The following is a 26,984-nucleotide window of genomic DNA, read 5'->3' as shown; positions in this document are numbered from 1 at the left end:
CGAATACAGCAAAATTGTTAACGAGATATAGGTGTAACTAAAAAGGGAAGTATCTACATATAGTGAATGATTGCCTTCTGTTTAGCTGAGCTATCACTTTTTCACCAGTCTCGAACCGTCCCCAGCCTTAACTTGTAAAAAATTTGTAATAACCATCAGATATCCGCTCGTTTTTGCTCGTTATAATGGAGGAGAGGTGATGAGTCTTGAAAAAAAGAAAAGTGTTACGCATTGGGTTATTCATGTTGGTCGGTGTTATAGCAACGGTACTTATTATACAAATGGTGGCGCGTCCAGTGGCGATGTCTTCGCAGGAATCGTGGCAGCAATGGGAGGACTTACAATCTGAAACGCAAGATATAAAGGTGAAGCATTGGGAAGAAGATATTAACTATATGTTTGCGACGTTAGAAGACAAACATAAAAACCTATATCATACAACTTCTGAGGAGGCTTTTCTTCAAGAAAAAGAGAAATTAATCAATTCGCTAGATGGATTTACTGATATAGAGGTTTTTATTGAATTGAAGAAGATGATTGCGAAAGTAGGGGATTCACATACGAGTATTCGATATGACATTCCTTTTCACTGGTTTCCAATACAGTTTTATCGCTTTGATGATGGATGGTACGTCGTAAGAGTGGCGAAAGAATTCGAGAAACTTCTTGGACTTAAGGTGATGAAAATTGGAGATACACCGGTAGACGAGATTTTCGCTAGTATGTCTGTCATGATCGAGCATGAAAACGAAGCTGAGCTTAACCTAAACTTTCCATTTGTCGCAAAAAATGCAGAGTTGTTGCAAGGATTTCAGATTATTGACAACCTAGAACAAGCAACATTTGTTTTTCAAGATGAAGTGGGAAAAGAGTTAGCAGTAACGATGCCTACATATTTTCATAAAGATAATGACTACGAAACAATCAGTATATTTGACAACTTAGACGTAAACGAACAACCGTTATTTAAACAAGAGCTAGATGATTGGTACTCTTATACTTTTTTACCTGAGCACGAGGCATTATACATTCAATATAAGCAATGTATGAACGATAAAAATAACCCATTTAGTGACTTTAGAAAAGAAGTACTAGAGCAGATAGACAAGCAACAGCCCGAAAAAATACTGTTTGATGTGAGACACAATGGTGGGGGAAACTCCTTAATTGCTATGCGTCTTATTAATGGTATTGCAAAGAAGCAGAAGGACTTAGGGTATGATGTCTATATTCTTATTGGCCGGAGCACGTACTCATCAGCGATTTTGAATGCTATCGACTTAAAGAAAAAAACAAATGGAATGTTTGTAGGGGAAGCAACGGGTGGCAGCCCTAATCATTACGGAGAAGTGAAGGTTTTCAACTTGCCTAACTCTGGTTTGCGTGTCAGCTATTCAACAAAGTATTTTAAGAACTATGATACAAATGAACCTACGATTAGACCCGACATTGAGGTGCCGCAATTACTTTCAAACTACTTAGCCGGAAAGGACCCAGAAGTAGAAGCCGTACTCAATCTAAAATAGGCAGCGTGATGCAACCTTTTTCGGTGGCAAAGCGAAACCAGTTCTACAATTTGGCAGTGTGGGGACGGTTCTCAGTCTGCCAGATACCAAAATCAGCAAGGGGACGGTTCTTAGTTTGCCTATTAATTATGTAGAAAGGGAGGATTTTCGAATTTGACCTTTGGTAAAATCAAACCGTTTTTGACGTATTGTCTTACTAGCAAGTGCTATCTAACTAATAGCTAAATGACGGTTAATGCTAGCAATATGCTAGTTGATTTAAAAGAAGCCCGGGGACGGTTCTCGCTCTGCCAACCTTAGCGTTGGGAAGTTGGTTTGGTGCTCACTAAGCTAACTTCCATAGTGAGAAGGAAGCATGAGCGGGCGTGTTCCATCTCATAGCGTCTCTATGGGAAGGAAGCACGAGAACCGTCCCCAATCTGCCAGGAAGGGAGCGTCCCCCACTCTGCCTTTATTCGTTTCGGTAGTGCTTCATGAAGTGGCTTGGGGTGCATTTGACGTATTTCTTAAATACACTGATAAAATATTTATAATCTAGGAAGCCGACGTCAGTCGCAATCGTATAAATTTTTCCTTCTCCTTTTATCATAAGTTCCAGAGATTTTTGGATTCGAAATCTGTTTAAGTAATCATTGATAGTATGGTTCGTTTCTTCTTTAAATTTGTTGTGTAAGTAAGTGGAACTCATCCCTGTTTCTTCGACTAAGTCTTGAATCACAATTTTATTCTTGTAGTTATTTGTAATGTAATCTATGATTTTTCGAACGATCTCTGACGTCATAGAGCTGACGGGATTGACGATGTTAGGTGGCACAGTTGGTGTCGCGACAGAAACTGCGACCTGTTCTGCTTCAGCCTTTGCTCTAAGTTTTTGAATAGACACCGATAATGCTGTTGATAATTGCTCGTGATCAAGTGGTTTTAGTAAGTAATCTACTACTTCAAGTTGTAAAGCTTGCTTTGCCAAATGAAATTCTTCGTAGCCTGAAATAATAATAGAGCTATAATTTACTTTCTGTATGCTGTTTCTAATCATTTTTATGCCATCCATAATAGGCATATTTATATCTGTAATCACAATGTCAGGCTTAAGCTCAAGTATTTTTTCAAGACCATCTTGTCCATTGCTTGCTTCTCCGATAATGATGCAGTCGTGTGCCTGCCAGCTAAATGTATACATGAGCCCTTTGCGAATGATGTCTTCATCCTCAACAATTAAAACTTTATACATACACTACATCACATCCTCTTCTATAGGGATAGAGAACTGCACCATTAACCCATCATCGACATTTGATATACGCAGTCCCTTGTTTCCTTCATATAATAAAATTAGGCGTCTGTGCACGTTATAAAGGCCTACGCCCATATTTGTAAGAGCTGGAGTATTGTCTGACAAAGCTTTTTTTATACTCTTTAATTGCTCCTGCTCCATGCCGCCTCCATTATCAAGAACTTTTACTATTAACGATTCGCCTACTCTTGATATATCAACATGAATAGAGAGGCTATTAGATTTTTTATAGCCATGCTTTATCGCATTTTCTAATAATGGCTGTATCAAGAGTTTAGGAACATACATATCCTTTAATTCATCGGATAGATTAATAGCATAATCCAAACGGTTACCAAACCGAAGCTTGTGAAGGGCGAGAAAATCTTCTAAGTATGCGACATCCTCCCCCAATTTCACATGAGGTGTATGATTGTCTACGCTGTATCGAAGTAATCGCGACAAAGCCAGTACGCTTTTTTCTGCTTCGGATGGATTTATGACGATAGCATAGCGAATAGTTTCTAGTACATTGAATATGAAATGAGGATTGAATTGAGATTCTAATTGTTTTACCTCTGAAATTCTCCGTCTCTCAGCCAACTCTGAATTCTGTGTAATTAAATAGTTAATGCGATCAAGCATTAAATTATACTGGTCTGAAACTAATTCAAACTCATCCTGGGATTTAATTGATAAATAGTAATTCATATTGCCTAATTGGAATTGATGTATCGCATGAATAATTTGATCGATGGAGACAGTTATTCTTCTAGATAGTCTAATAGATAAGTGTCTTAATAAAATCATTATAAAAGCGCTTACAAATAAAAGGAATATAATAAGCCAAGTAATCGTTCTCGTTTGCACTTGTAACGAATTCAACGCAATAACATAGATGTTACTGTTTGGCACTTTCACTCTGTCCATGTAAAACACGTTCTCTCCATAGACAACGTCCCCTCTTGAATTAAGTGATGGCCTGAATTTATTAAGAAATCCTCTCGTACTATTGTTGCTAGTTGCGATGATTGTGTCGTATTCATCAGTAATAACAACCATATTTGTCGTCTCGTCAAAAATCATATGCAAGAAATCCTCTTCATGCAACATGTAAAAAATGTAGCCAATCCGCTCGCCCTCATTTGACGTGATTTGTCTTCCATACATATAAACAGTTAGTTTCCCATTGTAATTCACCACGCTATTTGCTTCGCTAATCGTGACTACGTTCGGATTTTTCTCAATCCTTGTATACATGTCCTGAATAATACTTTCCCGCACCGTATCTGTCTCGCCCGCCGTTGAAAGCAGAAGCGTGCCCTCTTTATCTAAAATAAACATATTACTTCTTATGGCTTGCCTGTTATTAAAGTCATAGAAGAATTCATATATCTTATGCTTCCCTCTTCGATTCAATACAAAGTCCATAACCTGCAAGTTGTGTGACATTCTCCTAATTTCTTGTGAGTATGCCTCATTTGTTTTTTCTAACTTTTCACTAATGTGATCACTAGCAATCTCAGCTTGCCTTACAACAACCTGTTTAGCATTAATAATAGAAAAAACTAAAAATAATCCAACTAGAATCGTAAGTGGAATCAGGGCATTGATCATAAAAAATTTACGGATGGTATGTTTAAAACTGAGTCGTTTATTCACAATATTCCCCTTTTACAGCAGTATTTTCATATTTTCATATTATCATAATGTATCCTTAGAATATTGGGAAGTATTTGAAAACTTTACGATTTTAGAGGTGTTTTTATGATTTTCGTATATAACTATCAGTTTATCTCATGTAACCTATAAATGTAAGCACTTACAAAAGAGGGGGAATAAGAAGTGTTAAAAAAGGTATTGGTATCTGGTCTCATAGCGTTACTTATTTTGGCAGGTTGCTCAACGCAAAGTAATTCGGATGCAAAGTCAGACAGTCTTGTTGTGTACTCTCCAAATAGCGAAGACTTAATCGCTACTATTATTCCATTGTTTGAAAAAGAAACAGGTATCAAAGTGGAAGTTATTAGTGCAGGAACAGGGGAGCTTATGAAGCGGATTGAATCTGAAAAAAATTCCCCTTACGCCGACGTAATGTTTGGCGGCACAAAATCTGTTCATATTGAAAACATTGATTTATTTGAAGAATATGTATCTTCAAATGATAAAAACTTAATTAAAGAGTATCAAAATAATACAGGGAAAGTAACGTCTTACGTGTTGGATGGAAATGTCCTTCTTGTAAATACGAATCTAGTAGGTGACATAAAAATTGAAGGCTACAAAGATTTATTAAACCCTGAATTAAAAGGGAAAATCGCGCATACAGATGCCTCTAGCTCAAGCTCTGCTTTTAACCATGTTACAAATATGCTTTTAGCAATTGGTGGCGACTATGAAAGTGAAGAAGGCTGGAAATATGTCGAGCAATTCGTAGAGAACTTAGACGGTAAAATTGCGAGCGGATCTGGTGCTGTTCATAGAAGTGTAGCAGACGGTGAGTTTGTTGTAGGGTTAACTTGGGAAGACCCAGCAGTTGGTTACGTTCGTAGCGGAGCTGCACCTGTAAAGGTTGTCCACCCGGTAGAGGGTACCACATATTCAGCTTCAGCGACATCAATTGTAAAAGGTGCGAACAACCTTGAAAACGCGAAGAAGTTTGTAGACTTCCTTCTTTCAAAAGAAGTGCAAGACACGATTGGGGCTAACCTAAATAACCGTCCATTACATGTTGATTCTAAATCAGCTGATTATATGACGCCAATGTCAGACATTAAGCTAGTGTTCGAAGATTTAGAGTATGTCATTGAAAATAAACAAAATATCGTAGATAAATATATCGACATCGTAACTAGCAAGTAACATACAAGGAAGAGGTGTGCTTCTTTGAGTATAGAGATAAAGTTTGACAACGTGATTAAGAAGTATAATGACCAGGCTGTTATTCCTGGTCTTTCTCTTAATATTAAAAAAGGTGAATTCTTTACGTTACTAGGTCCGTCAGGTTGTGGGAAAACAACATTACTCCGTATGGTGGCTGGCTTCAATTCGATTGAAGGTGGCGAAATATTTTTTGATAACAAATCAATAAATGATCTAAAACCTAATATGAGGAATATCGGTATGGTGTTTCAAAACTATGCTATCTTCCCGCACTTAACCGTTAAGAAAAATATTGCGTTCGGGCTAGAAAACCGTAAAGTTTCGAAAACAGATATAGACAAGAGAGTGAACGAAATTTTAAACATTGTTCAAATCGAACAATTCAAGGATCGACTGCCTGAGAGACTATCAGGGGGCCAGCAGCAAAGGGTGGCGCTGGCGAGAGCCATCGTTATTAACCCAGATGTGCTGCTGATGGATGAACCACTTTCGAACTTGGATGCCAAGCTGCGCATTGAGCTTAGAAATGCGATAAAAAATATTCAAAACAAGGTTGGAATTACAACCATTTATGTCACGCATGACCAAGAAGAAGCGATGGCTGTCTCTGACCGTATCGCTGTTATGAAGGATGGTACGATTCAACACGCAGGGACACCTCAAAATATATACCACCGTCCTGCAAATTTATTTGTTTCGACCTTCATCGGACGGACTAATATATTAGAAGGTTCACTCGTGAAACATGGTGAGGAAATAACGCTTCATTTTAATAACACATACTCTATTAAACTGACTAATATTAATACAAACCTACTATCATCAGATAAAACAAACGTAAAAATTTCAGTGCGACCTGAAGAATTTATAATCAATGAAAGCACAGACGGTGAAGGAATAAAAGGGAAAGTAATCAGCAGTACGTTTTTAGGGTTAAACACTAACTACTTTGTCGAGCTTGAAAATAACAAAGTGGTTGAGATTATAAAAGAATCTGATATTGATTCATTGCTAGAAAAGGGAGCCGTTGTCTACCTACAGTTTAAACCTGAAAAAATTAATGTGTTTAATGAGTCCGGGGAGATTAACTTAACCAGGGGTGTCGTCAATGATATCACCCGATATGAAGACGAAAAAAATACGAGTAAAGGTGTAAATAGTCATGTGGCCATCTAACAAGAAGTACGATGTATGGACGACAATCTCCTTGGCTGTATTTTTAATCTATATCTTATTTCTTTTATATCCCTTAATATCGCTGCTGATTGTTAGCTTTAAAGACCCATCCGCAAACACGTTTTCATTGTTTTATTTTAAAAAATTTTTCGGTAGAGAGTACTATTTAGAGGCACTGTTCAACAGTTTTAAAGTAACAGCCGCTGTGACAATTTTGTCAGCAGTAGTAGCGGTACCGTTAGCATATGTCATGACGACTTTGAAAATAAAAGGCTCTGTTCTTGTAACAACCTTAATTGTTATATCTTCTGTGTCACCGCCCTTTATCGGTGCATATTCGTGGATATTGCTGCTAGGAAGAAACGGTGTTATCACGAACTTTTTTCAAAACAATTTAAATATCACGATACCTGATATTTATGGGTTCACTGGTATTTCTTTAGTTCTCATCTTGCAGCTTTTTCCATTAGTGTACATTTATACGATGGGTGCTCTGAAAAGTGTAGACCGTTCGTTAATAGAAGCAGCTGAAAGTATGAACTGCACAGGTATTAAAAAAATGTATAAAGTAATTGTTCCTCTAATTGTGCCAACATTACTAGCAGGTTCCTTGTTAGTGTTTATGAGAGCTTTATCAGATTTTGGAACTCCTATGTTAATTGGAGAAGGATACAGAACAGTTCCCGTTCTTATTTTTAACGAATTTATTAGTGAATTAGGGGGAGACGCAGGATTCGCTGCTGCTATTAGTGTCATTGTTGTCATCATAGCAACACTTGTCTTTCTTTTACAAAAGTATATTTCTAAGAAAAAGTCATTTACGATGAATGCTTTACATCCAATAGAGCCTAAAGCGGCAAAGGGCTTGGTAAATATACTCGCTCATACATTTGTGTACGGCATTACCATCATTGCTTTACTGCCAAGAATTTATGTGATTTACACATCGTTTTTAAAAACAAAAGGTAGGATTTTCGTAGAGGAGTTCTCGCTGGATAGCTATAGAATTGCCTTTGAAAGACTAGGATCTAGTATTCAAATCACCTTTGTGCTAGCGATTGCAGCCATGGTTATTATCGTAATTCTATCTGTTTTAATTGCCTATATAACAGTGAGACGCCCAAACAATATTAACAACTCGTTAGATACAGTCTCCATGTTCCCGTTTATTGTACCAGGATCAATCTTGGGGATTGCTCTTCTTACGTCCTTTAACAGCAAGCCGTTGTTATTAAGTGGGACCGCGCTCATTATGATTATTTCATTTGCGATAAGAAGGCTACCATATACCGTTCGGTCAAGTGCCGCAATACTCAATCAAATTAGTAAGAGCGTAGAGGAGGCAGCCATAAGCCTGGGTGCTTCTAATATGAAAACTTTTTTCCGCATTACACTGCCTATGATGGGATCCGGTATTATAGCGGGAGCGATTTTAAGCTGGATTAATATTTTTAGTGAACTAAGTACGTCTATCATTCTTTATACCGGCAATACGCGAACGATTAGTATCGCTATTTATACGGAGGTTATTAGAGGAAGCTATGGTACGGCGGCAGCTCTGTCCACTATATTGACAGTCGTAACAGTTGTTTCGCTATTAATTTTCTTTAAGGTAACTGGAAAGCGTGAAATCACGATGTAACCACATAGCAGGAGGCTTTTCCTCTTTGGTAAATATAAGGCGTACCTTCATATTACCTATATAAGTGGATAAGGCTCCTTTTTTATGAAAAAAGAGGCGGTTTTTCAGTAAGAGCGATTGTTTTCCGCGCTCGATTGGGGTGTCTCCTCACCGCTGTGCGCCTGGGTAAGGGACTTAAGTTTCCCTTTACCTTTTATGAGAGAGGCATTGCTTGTGTATGTTTTTATAAATTCAACGGGGAGAGATGAATGTGCAGGTTATTTTAGGTGCAGATGTAGAGGGTTTTCAGCTTAAGGAACATATAAAACAATTTTTACTGCAACAGGATTACGATGTTATGGATGTAACACCACAGCAGGATAATCATTTTGTTACTGCGACTAACCGTGTGGTGGAGGAGGTAAAGGGCACGTCAGCTAGCGGCATCATTATAGATAAATATGGTGTTGGGTCATTCATGGTTGCGAATAAATGTAAGGGGGTTATTTGTGCAAATGTATCCGATGAACACACAGCGAAAATGACCCGTGATCATAATAACACATCTATTATTACAATTGGATCTGGCATGATTGGTACGACATTAGCAGAACGAATTGTCGAGGTCTTCTTACAATCGGAATACTCAGGTGGCAGACATCAAATACGTGTAGATATGTTAAATAAAATGTGCTAGGAGGGATTGGAATGAAGATTTCAATAGGGTGTGATCATATCGTAACTGATATCAAAAATCACATTATAAAGTACTTAAAAGACAAAGGGTATGAGGTCATTGATAACGGAACATACGATTACGAAAGAACACATTATCCGATATACGGTAAGAAAACAGCAGAAAAGGTTGTTTCTCAAGAAGCTGATTTAGGCATTGTGATCTGTGGAACAGGGGTTGGCATTACAGTTAGCGCCGATAAAGTGAAAGGTGCAAGAGCCGCACTCGTCCGTGATGTAGAATCTGCTCGTTACGCCAAGGAATGTCTAAATGCCAATATTATCGGAGTAGGTGGGCGTATTTGTGGTATCGGCGTCATTGAAAATATCGTTGATGTATTTTTGGAAACGGAATTTAGAGCAACACCTGAAAACTTAGCCGTCATTAAACAAATCGATAGCTTAATAGAAGATGTTCCGTCAACTGGTGATGATTTCTTTAGTGAGTTTTTAGAAAAATGGAATAACGGAGGCTATACAGATAGTATCAAAAGTTAAAAGGTCTTATTGCGGACGGAAAGTTCTTTTTAGGATAAATGAGAGGAGGAGCTGATGATTGAAAACATTTAATAGTGACTTCCTGTTTGGCGCTGCTACCGCAGCTTATCAGTCTGAAGGCGCTACTACGATAGATGGCAGAGGCCCATGTTATTGGGATGAATATTTACACAGAGACTCGAGCACCTTCCACGGTGATATAGCAAGTGATTTTTACCATACGTATAAACAGGATATTAGACAAGCAAAAGCGTTTGGCATTGACAGCATCCGTATATCTATTGCTTGGACGAGAATTTTGCCAAATGGAATAGGGCCTGTCAATCAGGCAGGCGTGCAATTTTACCGAGATGTATTTGATGAGTGTCGTGAAAATGGTGTGGAGCCGTTTGTTACGCTTCACCATTTTGATACACCTTTGCCACTTTTTAAAAAAGGTGATTGGCTAAATAAGGACAACATTGACCACTTTGTAAACTATGCCAAAGTATGTTTTCAGCAATTCGGAGACCAGGTGAAGCATTGGATTACCATTAATGAACCGTGGTCTGTTGTGGCGGGACAATATGTAATTGGTCATTTTCCGCCAAATATACAATATGATGTCCCAAAAGCGATTCAAGCTATGCACAATATGAGCGTCGCACATGCAAAGGTTGTGAACTTGTATAAAGACATGCAGCTCGATGGTGAAATCGGCATTGTTCATATTTTAGAGTCAAAATACGCGAATTCAGAGTCGGAAAATGATAAAAAAGCAGCACAACTTGAGGACACACTCGCTAACAGATTCGTTCTAGATGCTTGTCTGAAAGGTAAATATAGTGAGGAAACGGTACGTGACCTCACAGATATAATCCAAGCAAGCAGAGATACATGGACTATCACAGACGAAGAGTTAAATTGCCTTTCAAAAGCAGCGGTACAGATAGACTTTCTCGGCTTAAATTACTATGCAAGTCACTTTATTGAACACTATGAAGGTGATAGTTTTATTGGGCACAATGGAACAGGTGAAAAAGGGACTAGTGTATTTGCTTTAAAAGGGATTGGCAAGCGGGTTAAAAATCAAGCAGTTCCCACTACAGATTGGGATTGGCCTATCTTTCCAAAAGGTTTGTTTGATATGCTTCTTCGCATTAAAAATGAGTATCCTGCCTACAAAAAAATCTATGTCACAGAGAACGGACTTGGATATAAGGATGCCATGACAGGACATAAAATAAACGATTTACTAAGAATTCAATATGTTCATGATCATCTAGCCGCGATATTAGAGGCCATCGATGCAGGTGTAAATGTAAAAGGATATTTTATTTGGTCATTAATGGATGTTTTATCGTGGACCAATGGATTTAACAAACGTTATGGCCTTTTTTATGTAGATTTTGAGACGCAAGAACGATATCCGAAACGAAGTGCCTATTGGTACAAACAATTATCAAGCAGCAGAGTATTGCTTGGTCCTCAGCGAGTAGAGTTTTAACACAATGTACCATGGCTACTACTAATAAGGGTGATTGGCCAGAAACGATGTTAAGGGGAGTTTTTATATTTTTTAATAAAGGCTCTGTTAAAGGTGAATGTTGATTTGTCGATCCTTCCTATATTTAATTGTAGCTGAATACGTGTTAAAAGACGAAAGGACAAGAGTGCCACGATCTATGGCAACGCCTTTCTGACCCACTCATGTGGTCCTCTGCGGGATGCAGTGGTAGGCGTAAGACCCTACAGGCGCATGCGCCGAGGCCGACAATATCACGCCGTCCCAGCGTATTATCGGCACTATCCGGATGTCCTGTGTGACTCAGGTTTACGACATCCACGATATTCGGCGAATCGCAATGGAGCGAAAATCAACAAAAAGTTTAACACAGCATTAATAAAAGGAGGCTTTATGATGAGTGCTACCGCTATGGCATCCGTAAAAGAAATGCTAACAGATGCAAGAAAAGGAGGGTATGCCGTACCAGCTTTTAATATTCACAACCTCGAAACGATACAAGTCGTGTGTGAAGCAGCAGCAGAGCTGAAATCTCCTGTTATGATTGCTGCTACACCGAGTACTTTGAAATACGCGGGGGAAGATTATCTACTCGCGATATTAAATGTAGCAGCTAAAAAATATAATATCCCGATTGCCGCGCATTTGGATCATGCGGAGGATGTCGCGTATATTAAAAGGTTGATTGATTTAGGGTACACGTCGGTGATGATAGATGCTTCGCATTTCCCATTTGAAGAGAACATTGCCATTGTAAAAGAAGTGGTGGAATATGCTCATGCGCGCCATGTATCTGTTGAGGCAGAGCTAGGCCGCTTAGGTGGGCAAGAGGATGATATCATAGTAGATGAGAAGGACTCCTTTTATACTGATCCTGTCAGTGCTGTTCAATTTGTTGAAAGAACGGAAATAGATTCGTTTGCGGTTGCCATCGGAACTGCACATGGCATGTACAAATCAGAGCCGAAACTTGACTTTAATAGATTAGAGAAAATTGCTGAGCTAATCGAGATTCCTTTAGTTCTTCATGGTGGGTCTGGCATACCTGACCGCGATGTGCAGCGTACGATTGCTTCTGGTATCGCTAAGGTTAATATAGCGACTGAACTCAAAATTCCATTTGCAGCAGCTGTCAGGGATTACTTCATAGTAAATCCACAAGCAAATGACCCGCGTAAATACTTAACACCAGGTAAAGAAGCAATGAGGAAAGTAGTATTAGAAAAAATAATGATGGTAGGAAGTAACGGAAAAGCATGATTACAACGATTACTCTGAATCCTTCTGTAGACAGGCGTTATATAGTCGATGATTTTAAGGTAGGGAGCGTGTTTAAAACATCACAATACGAGGCCACAGCTGGTGGAAAAGGTCTCAATGTCAGTCGCGTAGTCGCATCGTATAATGAACAAGTGTTGGCGACCGGATTAATTGGCGGAAAGAGTGGCGAGTTTATTAAAGGTAGGTTACAAGAGGTAGGAGTGCCGCATCAATTTGTTCCTATAAAAGAAGAGACGAGAAGTTGTATCGCCATTGTCGGAAACAATTATCAGACCGAAATACTAGAAACGGGTCCTACGGTGACAGAGTCGGAGATTGGTACATTTCTAGTAACCTATCAAAGACTGGTTCAGACATCTTCCATCATTGTCGCGTCAGGCAGTATTCCCAATGGAGTACCGTTTGATATTTATAGTGTCTTAATTAAGAAGGCTCGAGATCATAATGTCCCGTTCTTTCTTGATACGAGTGGCTTAGCACTTGGGGAAGCGATACAAGCTGGGCCAACATTAATTAAACCCAATCTTGATGAGTTAGCCTCACTAGTAGGCTTCCGCCTAACAGAAGAGGAAGATATCATACAAGCTGCCAAACACTTATCGATGAGTGGTATTGAATATGTTGTTGTATCACTAGGGGCGGACGGTGTCATCGCTTTTCATCATGACCAGGTGTATAAGCTAACCGTCCCAAAAGTGAAAGTTATAAACCCTGTTGGCTCAGGCGATTCTATGATGGCCGGCCTTGCCATCGCTTTTCAGCGGCAGTATAACTTCAGTGATTCACTCAGACTAGCAACAGCCTTCGGCACAGCAAACGCCATGGCAGCAAGTACCGCTCACGTTGACAAAAACATAGTTAACCAACTACAAAAAAATATTTTAGTACAATAAAAAAGAATAGAGTCAGGAAGCAAGGGGACGGTTCTCACTCTGCCAATTTTATCGTTGGGGAGTGGGTTCGGTTCCCATTCTGCAAGGAAGTAAGGGGGAAGGAAGCGTGAGAACCGTCCCCAGTCTGCCTTATCGATAACTTGCTCTCATTTCCTTCATTAGATTGTTGACGCGAGGCAGTGATTTCACAGCGATTAGTTTTATATCTAGTTCTTTTGCTACATTTGAAAAGATATGCGCTGTATCCTCGGTTACCCACAGTTCTCTCGGGACTCCTTGGATTTGTTCTATCAATGCGAAAACAGCGTGTTGTTTAACGGTGTCATTGTTATTAGATAAGTCTAGTATCTCATGAAACAAAACCATTTCAGTTTTTCGGTCTATACCAACAAGTACAGTTGGAAGGTACGGGCGGTCGGTTTCATTTTCTTGGATAGGATTTGGCAAGAGCTTCACACCGAATTCAATCGCTCTGTTTATTTTATTGTACTTCTTTTTGAAGCTATGTAATTCTAATTCACTCATGTAAAGAGGAACGGCCGCTTCAGTATCGTCGTTGGATATTAATTGAACAAGTGTTGACTGCCATTCTTGAGTATCATCGTCCCATATTCGAGAGAAGAAGGAATCTGGATCTTCTTGTTCGAAGAGATGAGGGGCCTCTTTCGCAAGCTGGCACACGTATAATGTCTGCTCCATTATAGTAGCGAATAACTGTATTTCTTTTTCGGTTAAAAACCACGGTACATAGTTTGGGATAAAACTTCTAAATAGTGGCCAATCATTCTTGCCTCGATAGGAAAAGCCGTTTTCTGTTAATATGCGATAATCTACTTCGTCCAGTTCATTCCGATTAGACAGGCTGAGTATCATAGAGCGTTGTTCTAAGTAGTTGTCCTCATTGACCAAATCATCCTGAATTTTTTTCATAAAATCTATGCCTTCGTCTCCAATATAAACAGCCAGTCCAAATTCTTGCCCAGCACTACCCATCACGGAGCATATACATGGTTCCCCAGTTACAGGATCCGCTACCATAAATTGATGATAGTCGTCCATCCATTTCCATGGCTGTAGTTGCTTAAACTCGTCAACTAGAGATAGAAGAGTGGACCAATCTGCTTTTCGCTGTGTTTCGGCGGGCGAACTCCATTCTAAATCAGCGAGTTCCTCGTTAATCCATGCTGTTAGCTCTTTGCTACTAATCTCCTCTAGTTCCAACTCTCCCATTAATAACTCGCCACGGCTATCCTCCGGTGGAGCAAGCCTCATCGCTTTTGCACAATAAGGATACGTCATGTTAGGGTCTGCTGGTAGCTTTTTCTCAAGCACTATATCATGTTCCCAATTATCACCAAAATCGTACGTGTATACACAGCGGTCTTTTTCTGTGACGAACCAATCACCTATGATTTCTGTTCGTTCATCGTAGTGCTCACTATCCCATGAGAGAGGCCCAAAGTCTAATTCAGGATCACCAGAGCCGATGTTAATCTCGCCATATGGTATACTTTTTCCGCCTATTTTTCTCAGATTAAAATCATGCAAATGAGAGTCTTACCATTCGAATGCAACCTGCAGAGCCTGATGAAGTTCGTGAAAGGTCATGTTTTCATCTACTAACAACCGCCTCCATACTGGGGGCTTCATCCCAACCAATGAAACCTTCAACTGCAAAACCATCGTACCTACCTCATTTCCGTAATCAATCAAGATTAATATAATTGTAAAAGAAATAAAGGTACAGGACAAGAAGAAGCGCAGGCGGGTTCAAGGTTTGCCACGTTAACAGGCAGAGTGGGGACGGTTCTCAGTTTGCCAGGTACCAAAAGCAGCAAGGGGACGGTTCTCAGTCTGCCTATTAATTATGTAACAGGGGAGGGTTTTGGAATTGACCTTTGGTAAAATCAAACCGTTTTTGACGTATTGTCTTACTAGCAAGTGCTATCAAACTAATAGCTAAATGACGGTTAATGCTAGCAATATGCTAGTTGATTTAAAAGAAGCACGGGGACGGTTCTCAGTCTGCCAACCTTAGCGTTGGGAAGTTGGTTTGGTGCTCACTAAGCTAACTTCCATAGTGAGAAGGAAGCATGAGCGGGCTTGTTCCATCTCATAGCGTCTCTATGGGAAGGAAGCATGAGAACCGTCCCCGTTTAACCTTTTATGAGAGAACAATACTAAATGAACACCACTTTCCTTCTCTTTTTGATATGATAGACATACAAGAAATTAGGATTTTAATATGGTATGGGGGAAGACGTATGGTTGGTGTGAAATCAGTGTTGATTGACGGAGAACCAGTATACATGTTTAATAGTGCCATCTATATTTTTGATTCAGCTTCTGAACGAACGTTGGAAGTGGATATGATTGTAAGTGAAATCACGCTAAAAAAATATAAAGATAGAGAAAGTTTGATTGCGGAAATAGAATTAGAAGATAGTAGAGTTATAAATTCCTTTATGTTTTTGAAGTCCATACCTGGGAAGTTGCCTAGGTTGAACTTGTCCTGTGGGTTAGATGAAGGTGACTCTTACGAAGGTGTACTTACAGTCAGCGAGAACGATTTAGAGTTTCCAGATATTGAAGTCGGCCTGACATTGGAAGATATTCGTAAAGTAGAAATGCCGACTGAAAAGATAACACTTAAATTAACGCTGCCGATTGATCAAGTAGAGTGGCTGAAATCACAGAAGAACAGAGATGTACAGCGGGTTATTAGTGAGTTGTTGTATCAGCATATGAAATAGGCAGTGTGGGGACGGTTCTCATACTGCCGAACGAGGTATGTCGACGTGAGACTAGTTCTCACATTGCCAACTAACCAGAATAGGCAGTACTACGCTACCAACTCATTAAAATGAGAAGGATGCACTAGAACCGTCCCCGTGTGACATAAATACAATTGCAAAAGAAGATAATATCAAAAGAAATTATGTAACTGAACTGCTATGTTCTTGATTGACTAGAAGTTTTTATCAGAGCAAAGCGAGCAGTTAAAGCATTAGTTAGGAAGTGGAAAATATGAACCGGAAAGACATCGCCAATATACGGAAGCAGTTTAAAATAGATAATTACAATATGAAAATTCACGAAATCCTGAACGTATATGTAAAAAAAGAAACGGGTGACATTTATCATTATGTTGCTCAACCGTTTGAAATGTTAGAACAAGAAACCCAAGAGTTATTTTTAAAAAATTTCAAAAAGGTATTAACAGGGCAATTAGATGCGAAGCTTTTTGAACTTAAATTTCGTCAAGATGTCGAAGACAACACGCAAGAGATATTGTTGGAAGGTATGCAAGCTGACTCAACGGAGGACTGGACAGAGAGCATGCTCGATATCGTTGGAAAGATGGTGGCAAACGCAACATACGAGTTTGATACAATCATCACGTTTATTCGTGCAGAGTATCGAAAGCCGACGAAAAAACGAAGCCAAGATTCCGAAGAAGGCGGCGATGATGAAGTCTATACTAGCCCTCTCATTCTCTGCAGCATGAATAAAATTGACCAGCCGCAAAAGACATTACTATTTGATTACATAGAAAAAGAATTCAAACCGAATACCGTTTTCGATCCTATCATCAACTTAACGTCACCGCTTGCAGGTTTTTTATTTCCTGCTTTTAAAAGTAATGCAGCGGACGTGAATCATATACTGTATTGTGCAGGGAAGGTAAATCAGCCGAGCTATTCTTTTATTGAAGACGTACTGAGTTGCGGCGATATTATTACAGCTGCAGAAGAAAGTGACACGTTTGAAGAAGTTGTCAAACAAGTAGCTAAAAAAGATGTAGACACGCAAGTGATGGCGAATGTATATGAAGAAATTGACCGGATTGTCAAAGAGAATGAAGAAAACGAAGAAAGCGAAGCCCCAAAACTAGATTACCGTGATATCGAACGAATTTTAACCGTAAGTGGTGTCGAAGATGTCGATACGGAAAAAGTAGAGTCTGCCTTTAAAACGGTTATAGATGACGAAAAACATGAATTCAAAGCCAACAACCTTGTTCCTAAATCTATAAAAATCACAACAAAGGTAGGACACATAAACGTCAAACCCCATGACCTTAAAAATATCAAATACATTACATTCGAAGGCAAACGCTGCCTCCTCCTAGAAGTCGAAGAAGAAATGCACTTCGAATAGAGTGGCAGAGCGGGGACGGTTCTCGTGCTGCCAAGTCTGATTTTGGTTGGGGAGTAGGCAGAGTGGGGACGGTTCTTATACTGCCAAGTTCTGATGCTTGAAGACAGGCGAGAGCAAGCTCAATCACATTCTACAAGAAGCAAAGTAAAGGAAGCATGAGAACCGTCCCCATGCTTCCATACAATTTGCAAAATAGCCTCGATTCCCTTGCGATATAAAGATTAATAAAATAGATAAGTAGGGTAGATGAAGATATGATGAAAGGTATTTTTGAACATAAATGGTCGGTGATAGGAATTGCGGTTTTTTGCTCAATTCTTTGGGGGAGTGCTTTTCCTGTTTTGAAAGTTAGTTATATAGAAATGCAGATGGCACCGGATGATATAATCGCAAAGATTGTATTAGCTGGCATTCGTTTTTTTATCGCAGGATTGCTCGTGCTAGCCTTTTTGCTTATCACTCGTCCTAAACGCATTCTCGTAAAACGTAAGCAGTTTTTTGTGTTAATTATCCTTGGCTTGGTTCAGACCGCTTTACAATATTTTTTCTTTTATAATGGGTTAGCAAAAGTGTCCGGGATGCAGGGGGCTATTCTCTCATCTGCTGGGACTTTTTTTACGGTTATAATGGTGCATTTTTACTATAAAAATGATCGTTTGAATTGGCAAAAAATCATCGGTTTACTCGCTGGATTTACTGGAATTGTAGCTGCAAACTGGGGGGAGGCACTTCAGTTTTCTTTTCATTGGGATGGAGAAGGCTATATGATTCTATCAGGTGTAACCAATGCCATTGCAACGATTCTTGCTAAGGAGTTGGCAACGGGCATTCATCCTTTCGCTGTGACCGGTTGGCAGTTGACCCTTGGTTCTAGCATAATGCTTGTCTTTGGACTTCCGCAAATGGCTGCCGGTGCCATTACCTTTACGTCTTTTGGGTGGGGGTTATTACTCTATTCTGCTCTTCTTTCTGCCTGTGCTTTTGGCCTTTGGTACTCTTTATTGAAGTTCAACCCAGCGGGAGAATTGAGTATGTATAAATTTATTGTCCCTGTTTCTGGCACAGTATTATCCGCAATGTTTATTCCAGAAGAACATCTAAATGTATTTATCTTAGTTGCCATTTCTATGGTTGCTGTTGGTATTATTGTAGTGAACTATAAAGGGAAGAAAAATGAGAAGTCAATGACTACCCCTCGAGCAAGCTAGAAGGCAAAGTGGGGACGGTTCTCATGCTGCCGAGTCAGGCATGGAAAGTAGGCAAAGTGGGGCGGGTTCTCGCACTACCGAGTCAGGCATGGGAAGTAGGCAAAGTGGGGACGGTTCTCATGCTGCCAAGTGCTAGGCAGAAGAGAGAATTAGACTAGCACCGGTTCTCACTACGAGTCCCGACGACGAGAAAGATGCAAGGGAACCGTCCGAAACCGGTGGGAAAGTGACAGATCAGAAAAAGAAAAACTAACCATCTACTATATGTAGTCAATTACCTTTTCCCGAAAGCCTTTATTCGGTTAATAATTATACTAAAATCAAAATCGTTTGGCTTTTTTAGTGCTCTTGAAATGTCTCTATGCACCGAAGTAAATAGGTGCTCTTACTTACTGGTTCCATTTCTGTGGAGAAACATGTAAACAACATACAAAATAGCAGACCAAATCGCATATGATTTGGTCTATTCTTACTTCTATATTTTAATGTTTATTGAAATTATATACATGAATTGGTATACAAAATATCAACCCAATAAACTAGCAGACAATTGTTGTAAGTGTGCTAATTACTATATTAATTGGACTGTATTTACTTTATTGATTGGATAAACCAAAAGAATAATTATAATTTTATGATAAAATAATTACAGTTTGTGAAGAATGATTTTAATCTAACTAAACAAGATATATGCGTAGAGATTTTGAGTAAAAGAGTTAATTAAGTGAGGGATGCTAACATGGGAAAAAAGCAATTATTAGAAAGACTCAATCAGATTGGAAGAAGTATAGAAGAAACGGGTGATGCATTGCTGTTACTAGGCCTTGGTTCAGTTGGAAATGAGACCGAACGTTTAGATGAATATTCTGATTTGGACTTTTTTGTTATCGCAAAGCCCACCTTGAAAACAAGATTTATAGACCAACTAGATTGGCTTGAATCTGTTCACCCTTTGGCTTATTCATTTAAAAATACAAAAGACGGTTATAAGATTTTATTTGAAGATGGAATATATGGTGAATTTGCGGTATTTGAAGAAGAGGAAATGAGAAATATTCATTTTTCTCCTGGACGTATTGTTTGGAAAGAACCTTCCTTTAATAATCTAGAAATTGTGTCACCTTTAAGAAGAGCCCCATTGATACGCCAAGAGTCGCTAGACTTTGCTATAAACGAAGCCCTGACTAATTTATATGTCGGGCTATGCAGGTATGCAAGGGGCGAAAAGTTTTCTGGTATGAAGTTTATTCAAAACCACGCAATAGATAATATCCTATCCGTACTTCATTTAATTGAAAAGGAAGTAGAGTATTACCTAGATATTTTCGGGAATGATAGACGGGTAGAAAAAAGATTTCCAGAATTTGCAGGAATGATGAGGGAAATGTTACAAGGATATCAGCAAGTTCCAGAATCTGCTCTTAAAATTTTGGATTATTTAGAAGAGGTTTATCCTGTGAATCAAAATATGAGAAAAGAAATTAGGCGATTAGCAATTATTTGTAATCAGTTGGATGAACAATAAAAACTAAGTTTATAAAAATTTGCATTCTATTAAAAGGCAGAGTAGGGCCAGTTCTCGCGCTATCGAGTGCTAGGCATGAGAGAGACGTATACTAGTACCGGTTTTCACACGGCAAATCCCGACAACAGGAAGGGTGCACGAGAACCCCTTCCATGCTTCCTGAAATTTGGAATAGCTACAAACGTAAAGGGGATAAAACATGAGAACTACAAATTAAATGTTTATATGTTTTTTCTCAGCTTTCTTTGTCTACTGGTTTTTAGGCAGCGCAATTTTCGTAAGCTATTATTACTTTTTTACGGACTTACAATACCTTGGTGGCGTAGCAATGTTGGGCGGCTTCTCAGTAGGACCTTTTATAGGAGTTATTCTATCTCTTATAATATTAATATTATTTAATAGACTTAAGGTTAAAGGAAAGCTTATATTGACCAGCCTTCATGTATGCGCTGCATGTTTGCTTTTTTTGAGTTACTTATTATATAACAACTGATTTGCTTGTAATAATCACGTTTAGGGGACAGTTCTCGAGTAAGAACTGTCCCCTGTTGTTTTATATCCAACCTCATCATCTGACGGAGCAAAAAAAGAATTTCCATGTCGTCAATTTAATTCCCCTCACCAATCAACTCATCTCGCAACGGCAGACTAAGAACCGTCCCCATGCTTCCATGCTTCATTTAAAAACAAAAAGTCCGATCATGAGCCAAAATACTAGAAGGATACTAGTAACAATAAGTAAAGAGTAAGCATTAAACTGGTAGATTAATGGCATGGATGCTGCTGTGAAAAAGCCGCCACCAACAAACGGTTCGAACAGTAATTGTTTGTACCCAAAGCTTTCAAATGAAGGTGTTTCTTTTTCAGGATCAACAATTTGTAAAAGCATTAAGCCTGTTGTTGTCATCCCCATTGATTGTCCTAAATCTACAACACCTCTTTCAAACCAATAGCTCGGGATCATTTTAGGTGCTAATACAATAAATGCGAATATATTCCAACTAATCCCGACGAAAGAAAGTAGTAAGAATGCGATCCAATGTTGTTGTATGGCAGTGAGTGCTAATGAAGCTATCGCTGATGTGATTAATAAGTCAAGAGCTAATCCTTGAATTCGCATTATTAATTGCCGGTTCATAAATGAATAGTTTATGAGCCTATTTTCAATAAGTTGGACAATGACACTACCAACCATTGCTAGTGGAAAGAGCGGAAGGTGTTTAAAAATAAAGATATTATACTTTGCACCCCATGTTGCATTTTCAATGACTATAAATCCTTTTTGTAAAAGAAGTCCTAAGCCAATGGCTAGTAGAATACATGCAAATTGAACTGTTAATGTTTCAATAGATTGTGTTCTAGTTGTTAATTGGCCAGCTGTTGGCTTTTCATCCTCTTTGTAGATTCCTTTCTTTTCATACGAACTCATATTTGCTGGAGATTTAGCAACTGTTGTTTTTTTCTTACGAATGCCCCAATTAATAATCGTGATTCCCGTTAACATTCCGGAAATAACTCCAATTGTTGCAAGTCCGACCGCTAAATCACGCCCTTGCTCAAACCCTAAGCTGTTAAAAGTTTGCTCTAATCCAGCAGCTGTTCCAGGTCCTCCTTGAAAACTAATTTCAATTAATGCGCCAGACATTTCAGGAAGCGAAAGAAAAGGGGTAAGAACAAAGATCGCAAGTAAAAGACCTAATACATATTGTCCCCATGCAACTGTTTGCCCAAATGAAACCTGAGGTCCTGCTAATTTCCAAATTTGTTTAGGGCTAGGAATCTTTTTCCCTAAAAATAAAGAGGCGAATATGATTGTAATAAGTACCTTTGGCATGTCTCTCCAAACAGCGACTATTTCCTCAGTGAACAGACCATCTGCTAATATATGATTATCCGAAAAAAATCTCCCCAATACTTGCTCTCCCAACAAAAGCCCTAATAATCCAGCAATAATCGAAGTTGGGATGAAAATACTTTGAAAATAAGGGACAAAGGATCGAATGAACTTACCAGTAATAAGTAAAACTCCAATTATAGCTAAGCTAATTAAGAACATATATTATGTATATCCCCCCTATTAAAAAAAGAAAGGAAACCAAACGATTTCCTTTACAATTGACTGCTATATTCGGCTTTATTATAGTAATGATATAGTTTTTCCTCATCCTGTTTTGATAGTGGTTCAGTTGGATCGTACTCAGGAGCATTTTTAATTGAATCTTTCATAATGTCTACTGTTACGGTTTTATCAGGCCAATTTAAATCTGTAATCCAATCGGTAGCAACCAACACTTTCTTTCCAGGAAGCCAATTGTTTGTGTCTACTATGATGTAGCGAATCTCCCATGTCTCATCGTCGATAATCATATCGGATACATGTCCAATTTCACCGTTACGCGCATGAATTCTATAGCCAGAAAACACGCCGGTAATTTCTTTCACACTTCGCATGTGATTTTGTTCCCCTTCTTTTTCCTTAAGAAGCTCGTTTTCCGATCGTGTCGTTTTCTTTAAGTCGTAAGGTATAATATGATTCCCCCAAATTTGAGTACCTGTCCAATAGTATGACCAACCATAATAATCACTTAGCGCTATTTCATGTTCTCGTGAAACCGGTCGATGTTCATAAACATCAGGGCTATTTTTAATCTTATCCTTGGACGCAAAAACACTGACCTTTTGATTAAGTAAGTCGACTTCATCAAATTCAATAGGTGAAAAAAGAACCTTTCGGCCTGGTAACCATTTCATCGTATCAATCACAAGGTATCGGATCGTCCAGCTCTTATCATCGAAAAAGAAGTCAAATACCTCACCAATACTCCCGTCTGTCGCTTCAATATTAAAGTTTTTCAAAGCTAATGCTTGATGTAGCATATTAATTATTCCGCCTCCTTCTAGAATTTATTTTCATCTTGTATAAGTGAGTTCCCTCGTATACAAAAATTAAACATGGCAGCATGGGGACGGTTCTCATGCTGCCAAACGGCAAACAAGGGATGGTTCTCGTACTGCCAACCAGCACGACAGATAGAAGGAGAGGGGGATTTTTCCGCTTCTTACCCGACAAAAGAATGAAATGTAGAAGAACAGTTCGTTAGCACTGAAAAGGCCGTAGTTTGTTGGATTGCATGTAACATATATAGACATAAAAAAAGCTAATCAACTACTTGTAAGATGATTAGCTTCTTATTATCCGTTCCATTTTCGTCAGTTTGAAACCAGCACTGTGATTTCCATTTAACCTACGTTATTCTATTGATTACTTTCTGTGAAATAGTCCTAAACCGTTCGCGTGTATCCGAAACACCAACCTACACACCACGCATGACAGAGTAAGGATTATCCCCAGGTATTGCCCCCGATTTAGCGTGTGCCCCATTTCGTCACTATCAAGCAATCCCTAGTCGTAACTTCATTTGATTAAGTGCGGAATGGCAGAGTAAGAACCGTCCCCGGTTTGCCAAGAATCAAGAGGCCGCCCCCGGTCTGCCAGCAACACCACCAAGGAAGCAGTAGAACCGTCCCCACTCTGCCAAGGCCAACCGGTTTTACTTGGTTCCACGCTGCTCGCCACGCCCGGCAGAGTAAGAACCGTCCCCGCCTTGCCAGCAACACACCAAGGAAGCAGTAGAACCGTCCCCACTCTGCCAAAGCCATCCGATTTTGCGAAATCTCACGCATCCAACCGCGCCCTGGCGGACAAAGCACCATCCCGTCGTGGCTGAGGAAGCACAAGAACCGTCCCCACTCTGCCAACTAGTAGGTGATTTGTCCGTTTTCGACTAGGTGGCAGGCTACTTGTTGGTTAGTGTCTCCGCTAGGTTGTAGCGCGGGATCTTCGGTTTTGCACCGGTCCATGGCTAACGGGCAGCGTGTGTGAAAACGACAGCCGGTAGGTGGACTAATAGGCGATGGTACATCGCCGGTCAAGATAATGCGTTCTTTTTTCTTAGATAGATTCGTACTAGGAATTGCAGACAGCAATGCCCGCGTATATGGATGCTGTGGGTTGTTGAAAATTGATTTTTTATCAGCAATCTCCACTATTTTTCCTAAATACATAACGATAATTCGGTCCGAAATATGGCGAACGACACCTAAATCGTGTGAGATAAATAAATACGTTAAGTTAAATTTACGCTGTAAATCCTTTAATAAGTTTAATACTTGCGCTTGAATTGACACATCTAGAGCAGATACTGCTTCATCACAAATGATGAGCTTTGGGTTAACGGACAGTGCACGAGCAATGCCAATACGTTGACGTTGTCCGCCACTAAACTCGTGTGGATAGCGGTCGATTTGATGTGGTCCAATCCCGACTGTATCAAGGAGTTCAATGATTTTATCTCTGCGTTTATGTCGTGGTACGACATTTTGAATTTCTAGCGCTTCTTCTATTATTTGGCCAACAGTTTGTCGCGGGTTTAAGGATGCATACGGGTCCTGGAAAATAATTTGCATGTCTTTTCTTTTTTCACGGAGCTTAGACTTGCTTAATTTTAATAAGTTTATTCCTTCAAATGTCACTTCACCATCATACGGGTCATCTAAGCGAAGAATGGCCCGGCCCGTCGTGGATTTGCCACAGCCAGATTCGCCTACGATGCTTAACGTTTCCCCTTTGTATACAGTAAAGCTAATGTCATCAACTGCCTTCACATGGTTGACGGTTCTTCCGAAGAAACCACCTTTAATGGGAAAATATTGCTTTAAATTTTTCACTTCAAGTAATGCTTTTTCACTCATGTGTCATCAGCTCCTTTTCCATTTTATCGGTGTGAATCCAACAACGCACCTCGTCACCGTCTTCAGTATGTACTAAATCTGGCAAGGAGGTTTTACAAATATCACGAGCATGTGGACATCTTGGCGCGAAACGACAGCCTTCGGGAAGATCAAAGGGGCTTGGAACAGAGCCTTCAATGACCGCTAAATCACCTTCGATATCCTCATCGTGCTTTGGCACAGAGTTTAGCAATCCAACCGTATAAGGATGCTTAGGATTCGTGAAAATGGTGTGCACATCTGCGTACTCAACGACCTTCCCGCAGTACATAACAGCCACCTTATCGCACATTTCAGCAACAACACCTAAATCATGCGTAATAATAATCAAAGACGTCCCTAATTCTTCCTGAAGGTTTTTTATCAAATCTAGAATTTGAGCCTGAATTGTTACGTCCAACGCTGTGGTTGGCTCATCAGCAATGAGCAGTTCGGGATTACAGGCAAGAGCAATCCCAATCATAACACGCTGCCTCATCCCACCAGATAGTTCAAATGGATATTGCTTGGCGCGTTTTTCTGGTGACGGGATACCGACGAGACGGAGCATATCTATTGCTTTTACCCATGCTTCACGCTTATTCAGCTTTTGATGAATGCGAATGGACTCCGCTATTTGCTCTCCACAAGTAAGCGTAGGGTTGAGAGAAGTCATAGGCTCTTGAAAAATCATTGATATGTTGTTACCACGTATGTCCATCATTTCCTTCTTTGTTTTTTTAAGAAGACTTTCTCCTTTAAAAATAACGTCCCCACCGACTATCTTGCCGACCGGCTCTTGCAACAGTCTCATGATGGATAAAGACGTGATACTTTTTCCAGAACCGGATTCCCCAACAATGCCGAGTGTTTTTCCTTTTTCTAATGTAAAATCAACACCATCTACTGCTTTAACCTCTCCGTCATCAGTGAAGAAAGATGTACGAAGGTCTATTACTTCTAAAATATTTGTAGTCTTGGTCATCTTTGTTCACTCCTAATTTAAGTCAATTCGCTTATTGATAAGTCGGTACGTTATATCTACTAAAAAATTTACAAACACAAACAGTACAGCACAAACTAAAATAGTACCTTGCACCATCGGAAAATCGTGGGCGCGAATAGAATTGATAATTAGTAGCCCTAACCCGTTAACTGCAAAAACTGTCTCCGTGATGACGGCTCCCCCTAACAACGTTCCGAACTGAAGCCCGACAACCGTCACAACAGGAACTAACGCGTTACGTAACGCATGCTTATAAATGACGAGCTTATCACTTACCCCTTTTGCATAGGCGGTACGAATGTAGTCTTGATTAATCACTTCAAGCATGCTCGAGCGTGTCATACGAGCTATAATAGCTGCTCCGCCAGTTCCGAGTGTCAAGGCGGGTAAAATAATTTGTTGCCATGTGCCCCAGCCGGCTACCGGTAGCCATCCTAAATTTACTGAGAAAAAGTAGATTAGCATAATACCGAGCCAGAAGTTTGGCATCGAAAGACCGAACAACGCCACAATCATAATGGACACATCCCAGAAGGAGTATTTTCTAGTGGCAGAGATAATACCTGCTATCATTCCGATGATGACTGCTAGCCCAGTGCCATAGATTGCTAGCTCAATCGTAATCCAAAATCTATCTGTAAAAATCTCCTCCGCAACCGAGCGGTTCGTTCGAATGGATGTCCCTAAATCTCCTTGAACGGCATTGGCAACGTAGCGGAAATATTGAATATGAAGAGGATCATTTAAGCCAAGGTTTTCACGTACTTTTTCAACCTGCTCAGGGTTAGCGTTTTCTCCAGCCATAATTTGTGCTGCATCCCCTGGAATCAAGTGCATCATGAGAAAAACGGCTAATGTCACACCGAACATAACCGGTATCGTTTGTAGTAGTCGTCTTACTGTATATTTAAACATGGTGTCACC

At 39.6% G+C, this 26,984-nt stretch carries 21 protein-coding genes and 1 pseudogene; 13 read left to right on the top strand and 9 right to left on the bottom strand.

Annotated elements, in window-relative coordinates:
- Window positions 1-206: 206 nt before the first annotated feature.
- Window positions 207-1,526: a S41 family peptidase gene (locus tag EJF36_RS19040; protein ID WP_125907813.1), complete on the top strand. Its 1,320-nt coding sequence runs from the start codon at window positions 207-209 to the stop codon at window positions 1,524-1,526.
- A 451-nt stretch (window positions 1,527-1,977) separates the two neighbouring features.
- Here the strand turns inward: EJF36_RS19040 and EJF36_RS19035 are convergent, their stop codons facing one another.
- Window positions 1,978-2,757: a response regulator transcription factor gene (locus tag EJF36_RS19035; RefSeq protein ID WP_125907812.1), complete on the bottom strand. Its 780-nt coding sequence runs from the start codon at window positions 2,755-2,757 to the stop codon at window positions 1,978-1,980.
- Window positions 2,758-2,760: 3 nt separating this feature from the next.
- Window positions 2,761-4,461 carry a sensor histidine kinase gene (locus EJF36_RS19030; protein ID WP_125907811.1) on the bottom strand — a complete coding sequence of 567 codons (1,701 nt, stop codon included), beginning with the start codon at window positions 4,459-4,461 and terminating at the stop codon, window positions 2,761-2,763.
- A gap of 183 nt (window positions 4,462-4,644) precedes the next feature.
- Between EJF36_RS19030 and EJF36_RS19025 the strand changes: the two genes are divergently transcribed.
- From EJF36_RS19025 to pfkB, 8 genes are all read left to right on the top strand, one after another.
- Window positions 4,645-5,661 (top strand): ABC transporter substrate-binding protein, encoded by a 1,017-nt coding sequence (locus EJF36_RS19025; protein ID WP_125907810.1) that lies wholly within the window; start codon window positions 4,645-4,647, stop codon window positions 5,659-5,661.
- Window positions 5,662-5,685: 24 nt separating this feature from the next.
- Window positions 5,686-6,858, top strand: coding sequence for an ABC transporter ATP-binding protein (locus tag EJF36_RS19020; protein ID WP_125907809.1), 1,173 nt, complete (start codon window positions 5,686-5,688; stop codon window positions 6,856-6,858).
- Entirely contained in the window at window positions 6,845-8,500 is a 1,656-nt protein-coding gene (locus tag EJF36_RS19015; RefSeq protein ID WP_125907808.1) for an ABC transporter permease, read from the top strand. The genes EJF36_RS19020 and EJF36_RS19015 overlap by 14 nt, the downstream gene beginning before the upstream one ends.
- Window positions 8,501-8,750: 250 nt before the next feature.
- On the top strand, window positions 8,751-9,176 hold the full coding sequence (gene lacA / locus EJF36_RS19010) for a galactose-6-phosphate isomerase subunit LacA (protein WP_125907807.1): 426 nt from the start codon (window positions 8,751-8,753) through the stop codon (window positions 9,174-9,176).
- A gap of 11 nt (window positions 9,177-9,187) precedes the next feature.
- Entirely contained in the window at window positions 9,188-9,712 is a 525-nt protein-coding gene (lacB, locus tag EJF36_RS19005; RefSeq protein ID WP_125907806.1) for a galactose-6-phosphate isomerase subunit LacB, read from the top strand.
- A gap of 58 nt (window positions 9,713-9,770) precedes the next feature.
- Window positions 9,771-11,198: a 6-phospho-beta-galactosidase gene (gene lacG, locus EJF36_RS19000; protein WP_125907805.1), complete on the top strand. Its 1,428-nt coding sequence runs from the start codon at window positions 9,771-9,773 to the stop codon at window positions 11,196-11,198.
- A 414-nt stretch (window positions 11,199-11,612) separates the two neighbouring features.
- Window positions 11,613-12,476: a tagatose bisphosphate family class II aldolase gene (locus tag EJF36_RS18995; protein ID WP_125908458.1), complete on the top strand. Its 864-nt coding sequence runs from the start codon at window positions 11,613-11,615 to the stop codon at window positions 12,474-12,476.
- On the top strand, window positions 12,473-13,390 hold the full coding sequence (gene pfkB / locus EJF36_RS18990; protein ID WP_125907804.1) for a 1-phosphofructokinase: 918 nt from the start codon (window positions 12,473-12,475) through the stop codon (window positions 13,388-13,390). The genes EJF36_RS18995 and pfkB overlap by 4 nt, the downstream gene beginning before the upstream one ends.
- 129 nt (window positions 13,391-13,519) lie before the next feature.
- Here pfkB and EJF36_RS22285 read toward each other — a convergent pair whose 3' ends face one another.
- Complete coding sequence (locus tag EJF36_RS22285) at window positions 13,520-13,915, bottom strand: DUF6930 domain-containing protein (RefSeq protein ID WP_395940647.1); 396 nt, start codon at window positions 13,913-13,915, stop codon at window positions 13,520-13,522.
- Window positions 13,916-14,014: 99 nt separating this feature from the next.
- Window positions 14,015-15,073: pseudogene (locus EJF36_RS22355) on the bottom strand (plasmid pRiA4b ORF-3 family protein); the annotation flags it as partial.
- Between the two features lie 581 nt (window positions 15,074-15,654).
- On the opposite strand from EJF36_RS22355, the gene EJF36_RS18975 reads away from it, so the two are divergent.
- The 4 genes from EJF36_RS18975 to EJF36_RS18960 all read left to right on the top strand — a co-directional run bounded on the left by EJF36_RS18975 (window position 15,655) and on the right by EJF36_RS18960 (window position 20,284).
- Complete coding sequence (locus tag EJF36_RS18975) at window positions 15,655-16,143, top strand: hypothetical protein (protein ID WP_125907801.1); 489 nt, start codon at window positions 15,655-15,657, stop codon at window positions 16,141-16,143.
- A 274-nt stretch (window positions 16,144-16,417) separates the two neighbouring features.
- Entirely contained in the window at window positions 16,418-17,551 is a 1,134-nt protein-coding gene (locus tag EJF36_RS18970; RefSeq protein WP_125907800.1) for a DUF4317 domain-containing protein, read from the top strand.
- Between the two features lie 254 nt (window positions 17,552-17,805).
- Window positions 17,806-18,759 carry a DMT family transporter gene (locus tag EJF36_RS18965; protein WP_260471946.1) on the top strand — a complete coding sequence of 318 codons (954 nt, stop codon included), beginning with the start codon at window positions 17,806-17,808 and terminating at the stop codon, window positions 18,757-18,759.
- Between the two features lie 739 nt (window positions 18,760-19,498).
- On the top strand, window positions 19,499-20,284 hold the full coding sequence (locus EJF36_RS18960; protein WP_125907799.1) for a hypothetical protein: 786 nt from the start codon (window positions 19,499-19,501) through the stop codon (window positions 20,282-20,284).
- Window positions 20,285-20,960: 676 nt separating this feature from the next.
- Here EJF36_RS18960 and EJF36_RS18955 read toward each other — a convergent pair.
- The 5 genes from EJF36_RS18955 to EJF36_RS18935 form a co-directional block, all read right to left on the bottom strand.
- Window positions 20,961-22,340, bottom strand: a complete 1,380-nt coding sequence (locus EJF36_RS18955; RefSeq protein WP_125907798.1) for a sodium/glutamate symporter — start codon at window positions 22,338-22,340, stop codon at window positions 20,961-20,963.
- 53 nt (window positions 22,341-22,393) lie between these two features.
- On the bottom strand, window positions 22,394-23,161 hold the full coding sequence (locus EJF36_RS18950; protein WP_125907797.1) for a PRC-barrel domain-containing protein: 768 nt from the start codon (window positions 23,159-23,161) through the stop codon (window positions 22,394-22,396).
- 882 nt (window positions 23,162-24,043) lie between these two features.
- Complete coding sequence (locus EJF36_RS18945; RefSeq protein ID WP_125907796.1) at window positions 24,044-25,036, bottom strand: ABC transporter ATP-binding protein; 993 nt, start codon at window positions 25,034-25,036, stop codon at window positions 24,044-24,046.
- The gene (locus tag EJF36_RS18940; RefSeq protein WP_125907795.1) at window positions 25,029-26,039 is read right to left on the bottom strand and encodes an ABC transporter ATP-binding protein; all 1,011 of its coding nucleotides are present in this window, start codon (window positions 26,037-26,039) and stop codon (window positions 25,029-25,031) included. Before EJF36_RS18940 ends, EJF36_RS18945 begins: the two co-directional genes overlap by 8 nt.
- A 12-nt stretch (window positions 26,040-26,051) precedes the next feature.
- Complete coding sequence (locus EJF36_RS18935; RefSeq protein WP_125907794.1) at window positions 26,052-26,975, bottom strand: ABC transporter permease; 924 nt, start codon at window positions 26,973-26,975, stop codon at window positions 26,052-26,054.
- Window positions 26,976-26,984: the final 9 nt, after the last annotated feature.

Origin of the sequence: Bacillus sp. HMF5848 (assembly GCF_003944835.1) — a bacterium.
Classification (GTDB): Bacteria; Bacillota; Bacilli; order Bacillales; family HMF5848; genus HMF5848.
Note: the sequence above shows the minus strand (reverse complement) of the source record. Positions and strands in the feature narration are given on the sequence as shown.

Coding starts and splice junctions, on each gene's coding strand:
- EJF36_RS18970 (WP_125907800.1), top strand. CDS start 16,418: ATGAACCGGAAAGACATCGCCAATATACGGAAGCAGTTTAAAATAGAT.
- EJF36_RS18975 (WP_125907801.1), top strand. CDS start 15,655: ATGGTTGGTGTGAAATCAGTGTTGATTGACGGAGAACCAGTATACATG.
- EJF36_RS18955 (WP_125907798.1), bottom strand. CDS start 22,340: ATGTTCTTAATTAGCTTAGCTATAATTGGAGTTTTACTTATTACTGGT.
- EJF36_RS18950 (WP_125907797.1), bottom strand. CDS start 23,161: ATGCTACATCAAGCATTAGCTTTGAAAAACTTTAATATTGAAGCGACA.
- EJF36_RS18995 (WP_125908458.1), top strand. CDS start 11,613: ATGAGTGCTACCGCTATGGCATCCGTAAAAGAAATGCTAACAGATGCA.
- EJF36_RS19015 (WP_125907808.1), top strand. CDS start 6,845: ATGTGGCCATCTAACAAGAAGTACGATGTATGGACGACAATCTCCTTG.
- EJF36_RS18965 (WP_260471946.1), top strand. CDS start 17,806: ATGATGAAAGGTATTTTTGAACATAAATGGTCGGTGATAGGAATTGCG.
- EJF36_RS18940 (WP_125907795.1), bottom strand. CDS start 26,039: ATGACCAAGACTACAAATATTTTAGAAGTAATAGACCTTCGTACATCT.
- EJF36_RS18945 (WP_125907796.1), bottom strand. CDS start 25,036: ATGAGTGAAAAAGCATTACTTGAAGTGAAAAATTTAAAGCAATATTTT.
- pfkB (WP_125907804.1), top strand. CDS start 12,473: ATGATTACAACGATTACTCTGAATCCTTCTGTAGACAGGCGTTATATA.
- lacB (WP_125907806.1), top strand. CDS start 9,188: ATGAAGATTTCAATAGGGTGTGATCATATCGTAACTGATATCAAAAAT.
- EJF36_RS19035 (WP_125907812.1), bottom strand. CDS start 2,757: ATGTATAAAGTTTTAATTGTTGAGGATGAAGACATCATTCGCAAAGGG.
- EJF36_RS22285 (WP_395940647.1), bottom strand. CDS start 13,915: ATGAGTGAATTAGAATTACATAGCTTCAAAAAGAAGTACAATAAAATA.
- EJF36_RS18960 (WP_125907799.1), top strand. CDS start 19,499: ATGGGAAAAAAGCAATTATTAGAAAGACTCAATCAGATTGGAAGAAGT.
- EJF36_RS18935 (WP_125907794.1), bottom strand. CDS start 26,975: ATGTTTAAATATACAGTAAGACGACTACTACAAACGATACCGGTTATG.